The organism is Streptomyces sp. AM 2-1-1 (assembly GCF_029167645.1).
GTDB lineage: Bacteria > Actinomycetota > Actinomycetes > Streptomycetales > Streptomycetaceae > Streptomyces.
Window position 1 is genome coordinate 3028882 of sequence record NZ_CP119147.1, and the last position, 16278, is coordinate 3045159.

At 70.4% G+C, this 16278-nt stretch carries 16 protein-coding genes; 4 read left to right on the forward strand and 12 right to left on the reverse strand.

The genetic code is table 11. The features are described from left to right. Positions 1–73: 73 nt before the first annotated feature. From mqnE to PZB77_RS12885, 5 genes are all read right to left on the reverse strand, one after another. Positions 74–1237 carry an aminofutalosine synthase MqnE gene (mqnE, locus tag PZB77_RS12865; RefSeq protein ID WP_275496040.1) on the reverse strand — a complete coding sequence of 388 codons (1164 nt, stop codon included), beginning with the start codon at positions 1235–1237 and terminating at the stop codon, positions 74–76. A 51-nt stretch (positions 1238–1288) separates the two neighbouring features. Continuing rightward, positions 1289–1744 (reverse strand): Lrp/AsnC family transcriptional regulator, encoded by a 456-nt coding sequence (locus PZB77_RS12870; RefSeq protein WP_266707593.1) that lies wholly within the window; start codon positions 1742–1744, stop codon positions 1289–1291. Between the two features lie 292 nt (positions 1745–2036). Continuing rightward, positions 2037–2705 carry a UbiX family flavin prenyltransferase gene (locus PZB77_RS12875; protein ID WP_275496041.1) on the reverse strand — a complete coding sequence of 223 codons (669 nt, stop codon included), beginning with the start codon at positions 2703–2705 and terminating at the stop codon, positions 2037–2039. A gap of 129 nt (positions 2706–2834) precedes the next feature. After that, a complete protein-coding gene (mqnP, locus tag PZB77_RS12880) occupies positions 2835–3752 on the reverse strand; it encodes a menaquinone biosynthesis prenyltransferase MqnP (protein WP_275492735.1) in 918 nt (305 codons plus the stop codon). After that, positions 3749–5206 (reverse strand): menaquinone biosynthesis decarboxylase, encoded by a 1458-nt coding sequence (locus tag PZB77_RS12885; RefSeq protein ID WP_275492736.1) that lies wholly within the window; start codon positions 5204–5206, stop codon positions 3749–3751. Before PZB77_RS12885 ends, mqnP begins: the two co-directional genes overlap by 4 nt. A 138-nt stretch (positions 5207–5344) precedes the next feature. On the opposite strand from PZB77_RS12885, the gene PZB77_RS12890 reads away from it, so the two are divergent. Then, a complete protein-coding gene (locus tag PZB77_RS12890; RefSeq protein WP_275492737.1) occupies positions 5345–6157 on the forward strand; it encodes a class I SAM-dependent methyltransferase in 813 nt (270 codons plus the stop codon). A gap of 68 nt (positions 6158–6225) precedes the next feature. Further along, positions 6226–6642, forward strand: coding sequence for a PLD nuclease N-terminal domain-containing protein (locus PZB77_RS12895; RefSeq protein ID WP_275492738.1), 417 nt, complete (start codon positions 6226–6228; stop codon positions 6640–6642). A gap of 139 nt (positions 6643–6781) precedes the next feature. Here PZB77_RS12895 and PZB77_RS12900 read toward each other — a convergent pair whose 3' ends face one another. Next, positions 6782–7231 carry a MarR family transcriptional regulator gene (locus PZB77_RS12900; protein ID WP_275492739.1) on the reverse strand — a complete coding sequence of 150 codons (450 nt, stop codon included), beginning with the start codon at positions 7229–7231 and terminating at the stop codon, positions 6782–6784. A 260-nt stretch (positions 7232–7491) separates the two neighbouring features. Here PZB77_RS12900 and PZB77_RS12905 point away from each other — a divergent pair, with 260 nt between their 5' ends. Then, positions 7492–8808: an aldehyde dehydrogenase family protein gene (locus PZB77_RS12905; RefSeq protein WP_275492740.1), complete on the forward strand. Its 1317-nt coding sequence runs from the start codon at positions 7492–7494 to the stop codon at positions 8806–8808. A 37-nt stretch (positions 8809–8845) separates the two neighbouring features. Here the strand turns inward: PZB77_RS12905 and PZB77_RS12910 are convergent, their stop codons facing one another. From PZB77_RS12910 to PZB77_RS12935, 6 genes are all read right to left on the reverse strand, one after another. Next, on the reverse strand, positions 8846–9568 hold the full coding sequence (locus PZB77_RS12910; RefSeq protein ID WP_275492741.1) for a DUF2625 family protein: 723 nt from the start codon (positions 9566–9568) through the stop codon (positions 8846–8848). Between the two features lie 90 nt (positions 9569–9658). Next, complete coding sequence (gene ccsB, locus PZB77_RS12915) at positions 9659–10747, reverse strand: c-type cytochrome biogenesis protein CcsB (RefSeq protein ID WP_275492742.1); 1089 nt, start codon at positions 10745–10747, stop codon at positions 9659–9661. Further along, positions 10744–12531, reverse strand: coding sequence for a cytochrome c biogenesis protein ResB (locus tag PZB77_RS12920; protein WP_275492743.1), 1788 nt, complete (start codon positions 12529–12531; stop codon positions 10744–10746). The genes ccsB and PZB77_RS12920 overlap by 4 nt, the downstream gene beginning before the upstream one ends. A gap of 6 nt (positions 12532–12537) precedes the next feature. Continuing rightward, positions 12538–13299: a cytochrome c biogenesis protein CcdA gene (locus tag PZB77_RS12925; protein ID WP_275492744.1), complete on the reverse strand. Its 762-nt coding sequence runs from the start codon at positions 13297–13299 to the stop codon at positions 12538–12540. A 4-nt stretch (positions 13300–13303) separates the two neighbouring features. Then, a complete protein-coding gene (locus PZB77_RS12930; protein ID WP_275492745.1) occupies positions 13304–13915 on the reverse strand; it encodes a TlpA disulfide reductase family protein in 612 nt (203 codons plus the stop codon). 67 nt (positions 13916–13982) lie between these two features. Further along, positions 13983–15290: a hypothetical protein gene (locus PZB77_RS12935; RefSeq protein ID WP_275492746.1), complete on the reverse strand. Its 1308-nt coding sequence runs from the start codon at positions 15288–15290 to the stop codon at positions 13983–13985. A 277-nt stretch (positions 15291–15567) separates the two neighbouring features. Between PZB77_RS12935 and PZB77_RS12940 the strand changes: the two genes are divergently transcribed. Next, a complete protein-coding gene (locus PZB77_RS12940; protein ID WP_275492747.1) occupies positions 15568–16071 on the forward strand; it encodes a MarR family transcriptional regulator in 504 nt (167 codons plus the stop codon). Positions 16072–16278 lie beyond the last annotated feature (207 nt).

The following is a 16278-nucleotide window of genomic DNA, read 5'->3' on the forward strand; positions in this document are numbered from 1 at the left end:
TTTCGTCCGGGAACTAAGGGATCCGGAAACTACGGGAGATCCGGAAACTCCGGTGACTCCGGGTCGGATCCGGTCAGACCCTCATCGCCTGCGGCGACTCGCGCCGGTCGGCGTCCGGGCCCGGGTACTCGCGGATGATCTCGTACCGGGTGTTGCGCTCGACGGGCTGGAAGCCCGCGTCCCGGATGAGCTCCAGCAGATCGTCACGGCCGAGCTTGTTGGGCGTGCCGTAGTTGTCCGCGTCGTGCGTGATCTTGTACTCAACGACCGAGCCGTCCATGTCGTCCGCGCCGTGCTGGAGCGCCAGCTGGGCGGTCTGCACGCCGTGCATGACCCAGAAGACCTTGACGTGCGGCACGTTGTCGAAGAGCAGCCGGGACACGGCGAAGGTCTTCAGCGCCTCGGCGCCGGTGGCCATCGTGGTGCGCGCCTGCAGCCTGTTGCGGACCTTGCCGTCCTTCATGTCCACGAAGTCGTGCTGGTAGCGCAGCGGGATGAAGACCTGGAACCCACCGGTCTCGTCCTGCATCTCCCGCAGCCGCAGCACGTGGTCGACGCGGTGACGGGGCTCCTCGATGTGCCCGTACAGCATCGTCGCCGGGGTCTTGAGACCCTTCTCGTGCGCGAGGCGGTGGATGCGCGACCAGTCCTCCCAGTGGGTGTTGTGGTCGACGATGTGCTGGCGGACCTCCCAGTCGAAGATCTCCGCGCCACCGCCGGTCAGCGACTCCAGACCGGCTTCGATCAGCTCGTCGAGGATCTCGGAGGCGGTGAGGCCGGAGATCGTCTCGAAGTGGTGGATCTCCGTCGCCGTGAACGCCTTCAGCGCCACGTGCGGCAGCGCCTCCTTGAGGGCGCTGAGCGAGCGCGGGTAGTAGCGCCACGGGAGGGTCGGGTGGAGCCCGTTGACGATGTGCAGCTCGGTGAGGTTCTCGTTCTCCATCGCCTTGGCGAGGCGGACGGCCTCCTCGATGCGCATCGTGTACGCGTCCTTCTCGCCCGGCTTGCGCTGGAACGAGCAGTACGCGCACGAGGCGGTGCACACGTTCGTCATGTTGAGGTGACGGTTGACGTTGAAGTGCACGACGTCGCCGTTCTTACGGGTGCGCACCTCGTGCGCCAGACCGCCGAGCCAGGCCAGGTCGTCGGACTCGTAGAGAGCGATCCCGTCCTCGCGGCTCAGCCGCTCGCCGGCCCGGACCTTCTCCTCCAGCTCGCGCTTGAGTCCCGCGTCCACTAGGGCGCCTCCCATTTCCGTACGTAAGACTGACTTCGGCCCACCGTACGCCTAGCGCTCCTCGGGGAGCTCCCCGACCCGGTTCTCCCACTTGGTGGAGAGCACGATGGTCGTCCGCGTGCGGGAGACGCCCTTGGTGCCGCTCAGCCGGCGGATCGTCTTCTCCAGGCCGTCCACGTCGCCGACGCGCACCTTGAGCATGTACGAGTCGTCGCCCGCGATGAACCAGGCGTCCTCGATCTCCTCCAGATCGCGCAGCCGGCGGGCCACGTCCTCGTGGTCGGCGGCGTCCGAGAGGGAGATGCCGATCAGCGCGGTGACACCGAGGCCGAGCGCCGCCGCGTTGACGGTGGCGCGGTAGCCGGTGATGACCCCGGCGGACTCCAGCCGGTTGATCCGGTCGGTGACGCTGGGCCCGGAGAGGCCGACGAGCCGGCCGAGTTCGGCGTACGACGCCCTGCCGTTCTCCCGGAGTGCCTGGATGAGCTGCCGGTCCACCGCGTCCATAAGACAGAACCTTCCATTGTTCAGCAATATCGCAAGTCTATGTATAGAATTTAAGGCGAACGGGGCTCACGCCCTGCGGATCTTCTAGAAGATCCAAGAATTGCCGATGAACCTTCAGGAGTCGACACCGTGTTTCCGACCGCCGTGGCCTCGATCGAGATGGCTTACGCCCGCATGCGGTAGCAGCAGGACCTGGCCAACCGCTCGCGCGCCCAGCGGCCCGCCGCCGCGCCGCGTGCCGAGAAGCGCCACGTCCCGCGCCACAAGAAGCGCTGACCCGGCGGAGTCGTCCTCAGGGAGTGCGCGAACCGCCACCGAGTTCCCCCTCCCACCGCCGGTACAACCGGTGCTCCACCCCCGCCGCGTCGAGCACCCGTCCGGCGACGAAGTCCACCAGGTCCTGGATGTGCGTGGCGCCCGCGTAGAACGCGGGGGAGGCGGGCAGCACCACGGCCCCCGCCTCGTCCAGGGCCACCATCTGCTTCAGCGTCGCCCCGCTCAGCGGTGTTTCGCGGACGGCCACGACGAGGGTGCGCCGCTCCTTGAGCGTGACGCTCGCGGCCCGCTGGAGCAGGTCCTTCGACAGCCCGAGCGCGACCCCGGCCACACAGGCGGTCGAGGCCGGCACGATCAGCATCCCCTTGGCCGGGTACGACCCCGAGGAAGGGCCCGCCGCGAGGTCACCGGCGGGCCAGTGACGCACCCCGGAGAGGTCCACGCCGAAGGTGTCCGGCTTCCCGTCCGCGCCCCGCGCGAGCCAGCTCGCGAGGTCGTCCCGCCAGTGCGCGTCCCGGAAGGCGATCCCGGTCTCGTCCAGCAGCGTGAGCCGGGAGGCGCGGCTCACCACCAGGTCCACGTCCTCACCGGCGGCGATCAGTCCTCGCACCACCGCAGCGGCGAACGGAGTCCCCGAAGCTCCCGAGACCCCGACAATCCAAGGCCGTCGCCGCTGCTGACTCACTGAAGTCGTGGATTCCACACGCCGAGGGTATCCGTCCCCCGCGCACCGGCCGAACCCGGAACCGGGCAGGGGCCGGCGGGCGTTCTTCCCCGCGTCCTCCGCAGGGCGCACCGCCCCCGTACGCCGTCGTCACGGCGTGAGGCCGCGCACCACCAGGTCGAGCAGGGTGCAGGCGAAGAGCGCCATGCCGATGAAGCCGTTGACGGAGAAGAACGCCCGGTTGAGCCGGGACAGGTCGTGCGGGCGCACCACCCGGTGCTCGTAGACGAAGGCCACGACGACGATCACCATGCCGATCCAGTAGAAGAGCTCCGCGCCGGTGGCGAGGCCGAACCAGACGAGCAGCCCGGTCGTGATCACGTGGCAGACCCGGGCACCCCAGAGCGCGGCCGGGATGCCGAAGCGGGCGGGGACCGAGAGCACACCGTGCGCGCGGTCGGCGCGGACGTCCTGGCAGGCGAAGATCAGGTCGAAGCCGCCGATCCAGATGCCGACCGCCAGCCCGAGGATGACCGCGTCCCACGACCAGCTGCCGGTCACCGCGATCCAGGCGCCGATCGGGCCGATGGCCTGGGCGAGGCCGAGGATGGCGTGCGGGAAGTTCGTGAACCGCTTGCCGTACGGGTAGACGACCATCGGCACGACCGCGATCGGGGCGAGCGCGAGGCAGAGCGGGTTGAGCAGGGCCGCCGCACCGAGGAAGAAGACCAGCGCGACCAGGGCGCCCGTCCACGCGGAGCGCACCGAGACCGCGCCGGTGACGATCTCGCGGGTGGCGGTGCGCGGGTTGCGCGCGTCGATCTCCCGGTCGATGATCCGGTTCGCGGCCATCGCGAAGGTGCGCAGGCCCACCATCGCCACCGTGACGAGCAGCAGCTCGACCCAGTGGATCGACCCGCTGACCCGGAACATCGCGATCAGCGCCGCGATGTACGCGAAGGGCAGCGCGAACACGGAGTGCTCGATCATCACCAGTCGCAGGAACGCCTTCACCTTGCTCCTGGGCTGCGCCGGGCCGTGGCCCAGCGCTGCGTCCGCGGCAGTCACAGTCCGTATTCCTTCCAGCGGCGGTCGACCTTCGCCGCCGTCTCCGGGTCGGACTCGACCATTTCCGGCCAGCCTCCGTCCCGCGTGTACCCCTCCTCGGGCCACTTCCTCGTGGCGTCGATGCCCGCCTTGCCACCCCAGAACTGCTGGTAGGAGGCGTGGTCGAGGTGATCGACCGGCCCTTCGGCGACGGTCAGGTCCCGGGCGTAGTCGGTGTTGCCGAGCGCCCGCCAGGCCACCTCGTGCAGATCGTGGACGTCGCAGTCGGAGTCCACGACGACGATGAGCTTGGTCAGCGACATCATGTGGGCACCCCAGACGGCACTCATCACCTTCTGGGCGTGCTTGGGGTACTTCTTGTCGATCGAAACGATCGCACAGTTGTGGAAGCCGCCGGCCTCGGGGAGGTGGTAGTCCACGATGTCCGGGACGATGATCTTGAGCAGCGGCAGGAAGAACCGTTCGGTGGCGCGGCCCAGCGGCCCGTCCTCGGTGGGCGGACGGCCGACCACGATCGACTGGAGCAGCGGCCGCTTCCGCATCGTCACGCAGTCGATGGTCAGCGCGGGGAACGGTTCCTGCGGGGTGTAGAAGCCGGTGTGGTCGCCGAAGGGACCCTCCGGGAGCATCTGCCCCGGCTCCAGCCAGCCCTCGATGACGACCTCGGCGTGGGCCGGGACCTGGAGCGGAACGGTCCTGCAGTCGACCATCTCGATCCGCTTGCCCTGGACGAACCCGGCGAACAGGTACTCGTCGATGTCCCCGGGCAGCGGTGCGGTGGAGGCGTACGTCACGGCGGGCGGCGCGCCGAAGGCGATGGCCACCGGCAGCCGCTCGCCGCGCTTGGCGGCGACCTGGTAGTGGTTGCGGCTGTCCTTGTGGATCTGCCAGTGCATGCCGATGGTGCGGCGGTCGTGGCGCTGGAGGCGGTAGAGCCCGAGGTTGCGGACGCCGGTCTCGGGGTGCTTGGTGTGGGTGAGCCCCAGGTTGAAGAAGGAGCCGCCGTCCTCGGGCCAGGTGAAGAGCGCGGGAAGCTGGTCCAGGTCCACGTCGTCGCCGGTGAGGACGACCTCCTGGACGGGTGCGCTCTCGCCCTTCACCTTCTTCGGCGGCACGTGGATCATCGAGCCGAGCTTCCCGAAGGCCTCGCGCACACCGACGAACCCGTGCGGCAGCTCCGGCTTCAGCAAGCCGCCGATCTTGTCGCTGATGTCCGCGTACGCCTTCAGCCCGAGCGCCTTCAGCAGCCGCCGGTCGGTGCCGTACACGTTCATGGCCAGGGGCATCGAGGACCCCTTGACGTTTTCGAAGAGCAGCGCGGGCCCGCCGGCCTTGTTGACGCGGTCGACGATCTCACCGACTTCGAGGTACGGATCCACCTCGGCCTTGATGCGCTTGAGGTCGCCCTCACGTTCCAAGGCCCGGAGCAGGGAGCGAAGATCGTCGTAAGCCATGTCCACCAGTTTGTCATCCTCCCCCCGCTCCCCCTCGGCCCCTCCCCCACCGCCGCGCCGGGTCCGCGGCCCGCGTGCGCGGGTCTACCGTGGCCGGGACTTCGCCGCTGGCCCACGGCCGCACTCCAGGAGGCACCCATGACGCCGCGCCACGTACCGCCCGGGATCATCGACTTCTACGCCTCCGGCTACGACGAGGGAAGCCGGCTGAGCGAGAGCGCCGACGGGGTGCTGGAGCTGGTGCGGACCCAGGAACTGCTGCGCCGCCACCTGCCGCCCGCCCCGGCGAAGGTGCTCGACGTGGGCGGCGGCCCCGGGGCGCACGCACGGTGGCTGGTGGAGGCGGGGTATGCGGTCCACCTCGTGGACCCGGTGGAGCGGCACGTCAAGGAGGCCCTGGGGACCGGGGCCACCGCCGAACGGGGGGACGCGCGGGAACTGCCGGCCGGGGACGGTACGTACGACGCGGTGCTGCTCCTCGGTCCGCTCTACCATCTGACCGACTCCGCCGACCGGAGGGCCGCGCTGGCGGAGGCCCGGCGGGTGGTCCGGCCCGGCGGGCTGGTCGCGGCGGCGGCCATCAACCGGTACGCCCCGCTCTTCGAGCACGCCGCGTACGCCCACCTGCACGCCCCGGAGGTCCGGGAGAGCATCCCGCAGAGCCTCGCGACGGGGGTGTACGACGGCCGCCGCGGGTTCACCGAGGCGTACTTCCACACCGCCGACGAACTGGCGGCCGAGCTGCGCGACTCGGGGTGCGAGGACCCCGTGGTGTACGGGATCGAGGGGCCGGCCTGGTCGCTGCTGAAGGCGGCCGAACAGCACACCGGCGAGTCGCTGGTGGGAACACCGCTCTTCGAGTCCGCTCTCGTCGCGGCCCGCCTGGCGGATGCTCATCCCGCACTGCTCGCCGCCGGTTCGCACCTGCTCGCCGTGGGGTGTCACCGGTAGCCGGTACCCTGGCGCCTCACCGGGGGCCATCACGCCCCGCCGCCGTTTCCGGGGGGACTTCCTCAACCATGCTCAGGGCCCTGATCTATCTCCTGCCGCTGGCGCTGACGATCTACGCCTTCATCGACTGCCTCAACACCCCGGAGGACGAGGCGAAGCACCTGCCGAAGATCGCCTGGGTCTTCATCATCCTGCTGTTCTGGATCGTCGGCCCGATCGTCTGGCTGGCGGCGGGCAAGATGCGGTACGCCCCCGTCGGCGGCCGTACGCCCTCCGAATGGCACCGCAACCACCGCACCGAGTGGGTGGCGCCGGACGACAATCCGGAGTTCCTCAGCAGCCTCCGCGCGGAGAACGAGAAGGACGAGTCGCTCCTGAAGGACTGGGAGGCCGACCTGCGCCGCCGCGAGGACGAGCTGAAGCGGCGCGAGCGCTCCACCGGCCCGGACGAGGCGCCGGGGACTCCGCCGCCGGCGACCGCCTGACCGGCGGGACAGCCCGGACGGGACGAGCCCGCGCGGACCTTTCGACCGGTCCGCGCGGGCTCTCGCGTATGCCCACCGGCGTACGGGCTCCTGCCTACGGGCTCCGGCGTAGGGACCCTCGCCTTCGGGCCCGCGCGCTTCACGGGCCGAGCAGGGCGCCCAGGCGGTCGAGCAGCGGGAGCAGCGCGGTGCGCTCCTCCGGGGTGAGCGCCTCCAGCGCGCCGTGCACCACGCGCATCTCGGCGCGGATGCGGTGGGCCAGTTCGGTGCCCTCGGGGGTGCGGGAGGCCACCTTGGAGCGGCGGTCGTCCGGAGCGGGGGTCCGGACGAGCAGGCCCCGGGTCTCCATGCGGCCGACGAGCCCGGTGGCGTTGGACGCGTCGCAGACCAGGTGGCGGGCGAGGGCGCTCATCGGCATCGGCGCGTCGAGCGCGATGAGCGCGCGGGCCTGCGCGCTGCTCAGTCCGTGGCGGGCGGCGACGGCGGTGAGGTCGTCGGAGTGGCCCCGGACGACGACGGCCAGGGGCTCCAGCAGATCGTCCGGGGTGGGGACGGCGCGGTCGGCGCGGGGTGCCGGGTGCGGGGGCATGGGGTGGTCATCCTCGGGCAGGGGCGCGACGGAGGTCCGGCGCGGCTCACGGGTGCGGAGCCTCCACGGTACGTCGCCCGCGCGCCGCACTCCGATTACTTGACTTGCTCAAGCTCCCGCAGTTACATGGGACGCGTTGCTTGATGATGTCAACTTCATCCGCATCCAGAAGTCCTCCGTCTCCGGACACCAGGTCTCCAGACGCCCCGCAGTCTCCGGACACCCCCCACTCTCCAGACGCCTCTCAGCAGGGAGCCTTCATGCCCTCCGAGTCCCCGGCCGACGTCGTCGCCCGCCTCCGCACCACCTTCCGCACCGGCCGCACCAAGGACCTGGCCTGGCGCACCCACCAGCTGGAGCGGCTGCGCGCCCTGCTCACCGAGCACGGTGACGAACTCGCCGACGCGCTCCGCGCCGACCTCGGCAAGAGCCGCACCGAGTCCTACCGGACCGAGATCGACTTCACCGTCCGCGAGATCGACCACACCCTGGAGCACCTCGAGGACTGGCTGCGCCCCGAGCCGGCGCCCGTGCACGCCGGACTCGCCGCCGCCGGCGCCACCGCCTCCACGGTGCGCGACCCGCTCGGCGTCGTCCTGGTCATCGCCCCGTGGAACTACCCGGTGCAGCTCCTGCTCGCCCCGGTCGCGGGCGCGCTGGCCGGCGGCAACTGCGTGGTGGCCAAGCCCAGCGAGCTCGCCCCCGCCACCTCCGCCGCCGTGGCCCGGCTGCTCCCCCGGTTCCTGGACACCGACGCGGTCGCCGTCGTCGAGGGCGCCGTGGAGGAGACGACGGCCCTGCTGGAGCAGCGCTTCGACCACATCTTCTACACCGGCAACGGCACGGTCGGCCGGATCGTGATGGCCGCCGCGGCGAAGCACCTCACTCCGGTGACGCTGGAGCTGGGCGGCAAGTCGCCGGTCTTCGTGGACCGGGACACCGACCTGAAGACGGTCGCGCAGCGGCTCGTCTCGGGGAAGTTCCTCAACGCGGGCCAGACCTGCGTGGCCCCGGACTACGTCCTCACCGACCGCGAGACCGCCGCCGCCCTCACGGACGCGCTCGCCGCCGCCGTCGAGGCGCAGTTCGGTACGGACCCCTCGGCCTCCCCCGAGTACGGCCGGATCGTCAACGAGCGCCACTTCGACCGCCTCGTACGCCTGCTGGACTCGGGCCGTACGGTCACCGGTGGGGCCCACGACCGGGCGACGAAGTACCTCGCGCCGACCGTGCTCGCCGACGTCGCCCCGGACTCCCCGGTGATGGGCGAGGAGATCTTCGGCCCGGTGCTGCCGGTCCTCACCGTGGACGGCCTGGACGGGGCCATCGAGTTCATCAACGGCCGCGACAAGCCGCTGGCGCTCTACGCGTTCACCGAGTCGGCCGAGGTCCGCGGGCGGCTGCTGACGGAGACCTCCTCGGGCGGCGTCGGGATCGGCCTGCCGCTGGCCCACCTCACCGTCTCGGACCTGCCGTTCGGCGGGGTCGGCGAGAGCGGCATGGGCAGCTACCACGGGCGGTACTCGATGGACACCTTCAGCCACCGCAAGGCGGTCCTGGACACCCCGCTGGGCTGACCGCCCCCCGGACCGCCCGGCAGAGGAGCGGGAGGGGTCAGACCCTGCCCAGGAACCCCGGATCGGCCGGGCCCATCTGCCGGGCGAAGTCGGCGGCCACGCCGAGTACCTCCCGCATCGGTACGGCGCGGCGGCTGGTGGCCGCGAGGTCGTCCCGTGCCTCCTTCGACCACAGGAACGGAAACACGGACAGTCCCTGCGCGCAGGAGAGCGCGGCGGCCTCCTCACGCCAACCGGGCCATCGCAGGCCCTGGTAGAAGTTCTCCATCCCTCCGGAGACCATCCAGGAGATCCACTGCGAGTGGCCCATCTCCAGCGCCTCCCACTCCAGCGTGTCCGGTGCGAAGTAGATCATCTGTCCCGGGAGACCGGGCCGGGCCGCCGCTCCGGGGTCGTGGCCGTTCAGCGCGAAGACACCGCCCAGAACGTCATGGCCGACTATCAGGCCGGAGGCCGGACGCCAGGTGGGATCGAAGGCGGCGGGGAACGCGTTGACCTGGGCGAGACCCGGCAGCCGGCCCTCACCCCCGAAGCCGCCGCCGAACACGCGGACCCACCCGTCGAGGAGCAGGCCGCCGCTGTGCCACGCCAGGGCGCCGAGCGTGGACGCGACGGTGACCTGCATCTGGAGCAGACACCGGTCGGCCTCGTCCCGGTCGGCGGGGAGCATGACGACCGGAGTGGTACCGGCGCAGATGAGGTCCCGCACCTCGGGCCAGGCGGGACGGTCCACGTGGGTCAGTTCGTCGAGTGCGCGCATCCCCGGATGATTTCAGCACGCGGGAACGGCCGCCCGCTCCCCCGTGCGTACGGGAGGTGCGGGCGGCCGTCCCGGTCGCGGAGTGGCGTGTCAGACCCCGGCGTAGGAGTGCTTGCCGGTGATGAAGATGTTGACGCCGTAGTAGTTGAAGAGCCAGCAGCCGAAGGCGATGAGCGCCAGGTAGGCGGCCTTGCGGCCCTTCCAGCCGGCGGTCGCGCGGGCGTGCAGGTAGCAGGCGTAGGCGACCCAGGTGATGAACGACCAGGTCTCCTTGGCGTCCCAGCCCCAGTAGCGGCCCCAGGCCTCGCCGGCCCAGATCGCGCCCGCGATGATCGTGAACGTCCAGAGCGGGAAGACGGCCGCGTTGGCGCGGTAGGAGAACTTGTCGAGGGTGGCGGCGGAGGGCAGCCGGTCCAGGACGGACTGGGCGAACCGGCCCGGCGTCCCGCCGTCCTCGATCTTCTTCTCGTAGCTGTCCCGGAAGAGGTAGAGGAGCGTGGCCACCGCGCCGAGGAAGAAGACCGCACCGCAGATGATGGCGGTGGAGACGTGGATCCACAGCCAGTACGAGTGCAGGGCCGGTACCAGCTGGTCGCTGTCCGTGTAGAGGACGGTGGTGGCGATACCGAGGTCCAGCAGGACCACGGTGACCAGCAGCAGACCCATCCAGCGGACGTTCTTGCGGAGCGCGAGCAGGATCAGGTAGGCCGCGACCGCGACCGTGGAGAAGGTGATCGAGAACTCGTACATGTTGCCCCAGGGGGCACGCTCCACCGAGAGCGCGCGGGCCACGACGCCGCCCGCCTGCACGAGGAAGGCGAGGACGGTCATCGCGACCGCGATCCGGCCCCACATGTCGCCCTGGAACGTGCCTCCGGAGGCGCCGGGGCCGTCCGGGACGTCCCGGGTGCCGGCCACGGAGCGGGTGATCACCTGGGGACGTTCCAGCACGGTGGTCGAGCCACCCGCCCGGGTGACCTGGACCTTCACCGCGGATCCGGTGGCGGCCCGCTCCTGGGCGGTCAGCGCGGCGGCCGTGCGGCCGACCTTGCTGCGGCTGCCGAACACCCATTCCGCGATGTGCGCGAGGAAGGCCAGGGTGTAGACGGCCATCGACGAATAGATCAGCACATTGCTGGTGTGCGCCAGATTCTCGTTGGTGGCGGCGGCGAGATTCACTTCTCAGCCCCTTCGGCAGTGTCTGCGGCAGGTACGTCGGGACCGGGACCGGGTTCGGTCACGGCGTCGGTCTCCGGCCCCGGGTGGGGGCCGGGCTGCGGTGGTGGTGCGGTCGGCGCCACGTCGTTGAGCGCGACGGCCAGCGCCAGCAGTTCCTCGGGCAGCTTCGCGGACTCGCTGCGGCCGAGTCCGGCCATCTCCACGACGGTCACCCCGTCGGCCCCGCGCACGGCCCGCACCCAGACGCGGCGGCGCTGGATGAAGAGCGAGCCGGCGAGTCCGGCGATGGCCGCGACGGCCCCGCCGAGCGCCCAGCCGGCGGCCGGCTGACGGGAGATCTGGAAGCTCGCCCACTCCTCGACGCCGTCGAAGGTGACGGAGCCGGCGCCGTCCGGGAGCCGCATGGTGTCGCCGACCGCGAGGCGCTGCTTGAGGGCGTTGCCGTCCGCGTCCTTGAAGGCCGTCAGCTTGCTGGTGTCGAGCTCGTACACGTTCTGCGGCAGGCCGGAGTCGACGCCGAGGCTGCCGTGCAGCGCGTTGAGCGCCAGGACCGGGTTCTCGGCTCCGGGGAACTGCGAGAGCATCGTTCCGCTGCCCGCGCCCGCGAAGGTCGGTACGAAGAACGCCTGGAACCCGAGCTGGTCCCGCTTGCCGTTCTTGTCCTTGTAGCCGTCCATCACCTTGATCGCCCCGGAGGAGGTGATGTTGGCGTCGCGCGGCAGCAGCGGCACGGCGGACTTGAAGACCTGCTTGCCCGTGCCGTCCCGGACGGTGACCACCGGGGCGTAGCCGTGCGAGATCAGGAAGATCTTGGTCCCGTCGATCACCAGGGGCTCGTTGACCTTGATGACGCCCTTCTTGTCCTTGCCGTACGCGCCCTCGGCGTACGTCACGCGGGCCTCGAAGGTGCGGGCGGTGCCGCGCTGGGGACCGGTCTTCTCGTACGTGCCGACGAAGTCGTCGAGGGTGAAGCTGAACGGCGAGAGCGAGTCGGTGTCGTAGAGCGAACCGGACGTGAAGTCGTCGTACTGCGTCAGCGTGTTGGAGAAGCCGTCGCCTTCGGTGACGAGCTTCCCGCCCTCGGACTTGAAGAGCGAACCGGCCGCGAAGGCGACCAGCATCACGATCAGGGAGACGTGGAAGATCAGGTTGCCGGCCTCGCGCAGGTAGCCCTTCTCCGCCGCCACCGCGTCGCCCACGGGGTGGGAGCGGAACCGCCGCTTGCGCAGCAGGGCGAGCGCGGCCTCGCGGACCTGCTCGGGCTCGGCCTCCGTACGCCAGGTCGTGTAGGCGGGCAGCCGGGTGAGCCGCTTCGGGGCGCGCGGCGGCCGGCTGCGGAGCTGGCCCACGAACTGGACGCTGCGCGGCAGGATGCAGCCGATGAGCGAGACGAAGAGCAGGATGTAGATCGCCGAGAACCACACCGAGCCGTAGACGTCGAAGAGCTGGAGCTTCTCGTAGACCGGCGTGACGGTGGGGTGCTCCCGCTTGAAAAGCAGCACCTTCAGCTCGTCCACGCTGTTCTGCGGGATCACCGAGCCGGGGATGGCGCCGAGCGACAGCAGGAAAAGCAGGATCAGCGCGATCCGCATCGAGGTGAGCTGGCGCCAGAACCAGCGGATCCAGCCGAGGACGCCCATGGCGGGGAGCCCGGCCTCGCGGTCCGCGCGGTCCTCCACGGGTGCGGTGGAGAGCTGCGCCCCGGCGGCGCCGAGATCCCGGCGGTCCTGGTCGGCCCGCTCGCGCGCGTCGTCGCGCTCGTCAGTGGTGTTCAGCTTGCTCAATGGAACTCAGATCCCCACAGTGAAACCGTTGGACCAGCCCTGAACGTCCTGCATGAACGTGGCCCAGAGGCCCGTCAGCAGCAGGATGCCGGTCGCGATCATCATGACGCCCCCGATGCGCATGACCCAGGCGTAGTGGCGCTTGACCCAGCCGAAGGCTCCGAGCGCCTTGCGGAAGGCGACGGCGGCGAGGACGAACGGGACACCGAGACCCAGACAGTACGCGACCGTCAGAAGTGCCCCGCGCTCGGCGGTGCCCTGGTCGAAGGCGAGCATGGACACCGCGCTCAGCGTCGGGCCGAGGCAGGGGGTCCATCCGATGCCGAAGAGGGCGCCCAGCAACGGCGCGCCCAGCAGCCCGGTGACCGGCCTGCGGTGGATGCGGAACTCGCGCTGGGTCAGCCACGGCATCAGCCCCATGAAGAAGACCCCCATGAGGATCATCAGCACGCCGAGGACCTTCTGGAGGGTCTCGCTGTGTTCCTGGAGGTTGCCGCCGAAGTAGCCGAAGAGCGCACCGCCCGAGACGAACACGGCGGTGAAGCCGAGGACGAAGAGGGAGGCCCCGGCGACGACCCGGCCCCGGCGCGCGCTCGCCAGGTCGGTGCCGCTGATGCCGGTGACGTAGCTCAGGTAGCCGGGGACCAGCGGCAGGACGCAGGGCGAGAAGAACGAGACGAGACCGCCGAGCAGCGCGATCGGCACGGCGGCCAGCAGCGCGCCGTTGACGACCGTCTCGTTGTACGCGGCTGCGGCGAGGGCGGTCACCGGGTCACTTCTCCGCGATCAGCGGGTCGATCATCTTGTGCAGCTGCTCCGTGTCGAGTGCCTGGAGCGTGCGGGCGGCGATCCGGCCCTCGCGGTCGATGACCACGGTCGACGGGATGGTCTGCGGGTTCAGGGTGCCCTTGGGGAAGCGGAGGATGAGCTTGCCGACCCGGTCGTAGAGGCTGGGGTACGGGATGCCCATGTCCGTCTCGAAGTTCAGGGCCGCGTCCCTCTGGTTGTCGCGGGTGTTGATCCCGACGAACTGGACGCCCTGGTCCGCGGTCTCCTTGGAGACGGCGGCGAAGTGCTTCGCCTCCGCCCGGCAGGGTCCGCACCAGGAGCCCCAGACGTTGATGACGACGACCTTGCCCTTGAAGTCGGCGACGTCGAGCGCCTCGCCCTTCAGCGTGGTGCCTTCGAGCTTCGGCGCGGCGCGGCGCTCCTTCACCGGCACGGTCGAGATGCCGCCGCTGCCGGTGACGAAGTTGGTGTCACCACCGCCGCCCGACTTGATGTCGTCCCCCCCGCACGCGGACAGGGTGAGGGCACCTGCCACGACGGCGGTCGTGGCGGCGAGCAGGGTGAAGCGGCGTCGGGGTGCGCGGCCAGGGCTCATGTGAAAAGTTTCGCATGGCAGATCCGGGGATCTTGGGCGCCCCCCTCGCTGCCCGTAAAGCCCCTTGTCAGGCTCGCTTAAAGAATGCGTTCCAGCCTCCGGCGGGCGCCTGACCGACCTCCAGGGTACGGAGCTTCGCCAGGACTTCGGGGTCCTGGGCGTCCAGCCAGTCCACGAACTGGCGGAACGAGACGAGCCGCACGTCCGGCTCTCCGGCCACTTCCTTCAGCACCTCTTCCACGGCGTCCATGTAGATGCCGCCGTTCCACTCCTCGAAGTGGTTGCCGATGTAGAGGGGTGCGCGATTGGTCTCGTACGCCCTGCGGAATCCGGCGAGGTAGGCACCGGCGGCCTGTTCGCGCCAGCCGGGATAGCGCGAGGGCATGCCCCGGGTCGAATTCCGCGACTGGTTGGCGAGGATGTTGTAGTCCATCGAGAGGACCTCGAAGGTGTGGCCGGGGAACGGCATTCCCTGCAGCGGGAGGTCCCATACGCCGAAACGTTTCTCCGGCCACATCTGGACACCGCCCGGCGAGCTCGCGTCGTACCGCCAGCCGAGCCTGCTCGCGGTGGGCAGCAGGTTCTCCTGGCCGAGGAGGCAGGGGGTGCGCCCGCCGACGAGTTCCTTGCGGTAGTCGAACGGCAGCGGTTCGACGTCCTCCCAGCCGCTGTGCGTACGCCATTGGGTGACGAAGGACACCGCCTGGTTGATCTCGCTGTGCCACTGCGCGGGCGTCCAGTGTTCGACCGATCCGGAACCGGCGCAGAAATGGCCGTTGAAGTGCGTGCCGATCTCGTGGCCGTCGAGCCAGGCCTCGCGCACGTACCGCAGGGTCTGCTTGACGTGGTCGTCGGTGAGGTAGCCGATGTCCGAGGCGCCGCGCGGATTGTTGGGCGGCCGGTAGAGCGATTTCCTCGATTCGGGCAGCAGGTAGATTCCGGAGAGGAAGAAGGTCATCGCGGCGTCGTGTTCCCGGGCGAGTTCGAGAAAGCGCGGGAAAAGGCCGTTGCCGACCTCGCCCGCGCCGTCCCAGGAGAAGATCACGAACTGCGGGGGCGTCTGGCCCGGTTCCAGGGGGACGGGCGCGTCGGGTTGGTGCGGCTGCTTTCCGGTGTCGGAGGTGGAGCCGTCGCCGATCAGGCGTACGCCCCCGTTCGCCGGTCCTTTTCCGTGGCGCCGGGGCGCACCAGGGCCGGCGTCGTGGTCGGGGGTGGTACCGGCGGCGCCCGTGGGACTCTTACCGGGCCCGGGCCGCTCCCCTCCCGGTCCGGGCGAGCCGCAGCCCGCGATTCCCGCGGCGGCCGCGGCTCCCAGGCCGGCTCCCAGCAGACCTCGGCGGTTGATGTCGTACCCGTATGTGGAGTTCTGGTTCACGTCCACGTCCCCATCTGCGGTCGTTTTATCTCATGTCCATACAAACTGGCTAAGACTGAGATGACAGGAAACGACGCGGAGGTTCCTTCTCTTACCTGATTTTCACTACACGGCCAGACCCTCACCGGGTCTCCACACGGGCTCCTTGTCCGGAACGTCCGTCCAGCGCTCGGGCCGCCCCCGACTGTTCCGGGCACCCCGCGAGGCCCTCCGACCGGGCCCTCCGAGCCGACCGCGCGGGCTGACAACGGCGCCACGAGGGTGGCACAGTGGAGCGATGTTCCCGCGCCGGCCGCCGTCACCCCAAGAACTGGCCCGTACCGCGTCCGAGGTGACCGATCTCCTCGCGGTCCTCGGGGGAAGAGCCCAAGCCAACGCTCCGACGGGCCCGACCTCCCCGTCCCAGCTGCGCGCGCTCCTGGCGATCGAGCGCCGGGAAGGCGGCAACATGCGGTCCCTGGGCGAGGCGCTGGGATCGACCCCGCCGGCGACCAGCCGCCTCTGCGACCGGCTGGAAGCGGCCGGTCTGATCGAACGGCGGCTGAGTCCCGCCAGCCGCCGGGAGATAGAGCTCTACCTCAGCCGGCCCGGACGCGCCCTGCTGGAGGAGATCAGAGCCGGCCAGGTCCGGGAGGTCTCCCTGGTGCTCGCGGCGATGGACCCGGAGGCCGCCGAGGCGCTGCACAAGGGTCTCGCGGCGTTCCGGGACGCCGCCGAGGATGCCATCGACGGGGACAGATACGAGCGGGTCGCACCCGCTCGACTCGCCAACCCCGCCTGACCGCTCGGCGCCCCCGCCGCGAGTGAGAGGTACGGCCCGTGACACTCCCGCAGCACACGCCGCCCGGCACTCCCCCGGTCCTTCGGACCCTTCCCCCGGGGCGCCTCCCGGCCGTTCCCGGGCCATCCCCCGACGGTTCACCGTAGGCTCGTCGAGCACCCCTCCCGCGACAGTCCGCGAGAGGGTGAGAGTTGTCACGGTTTGCCC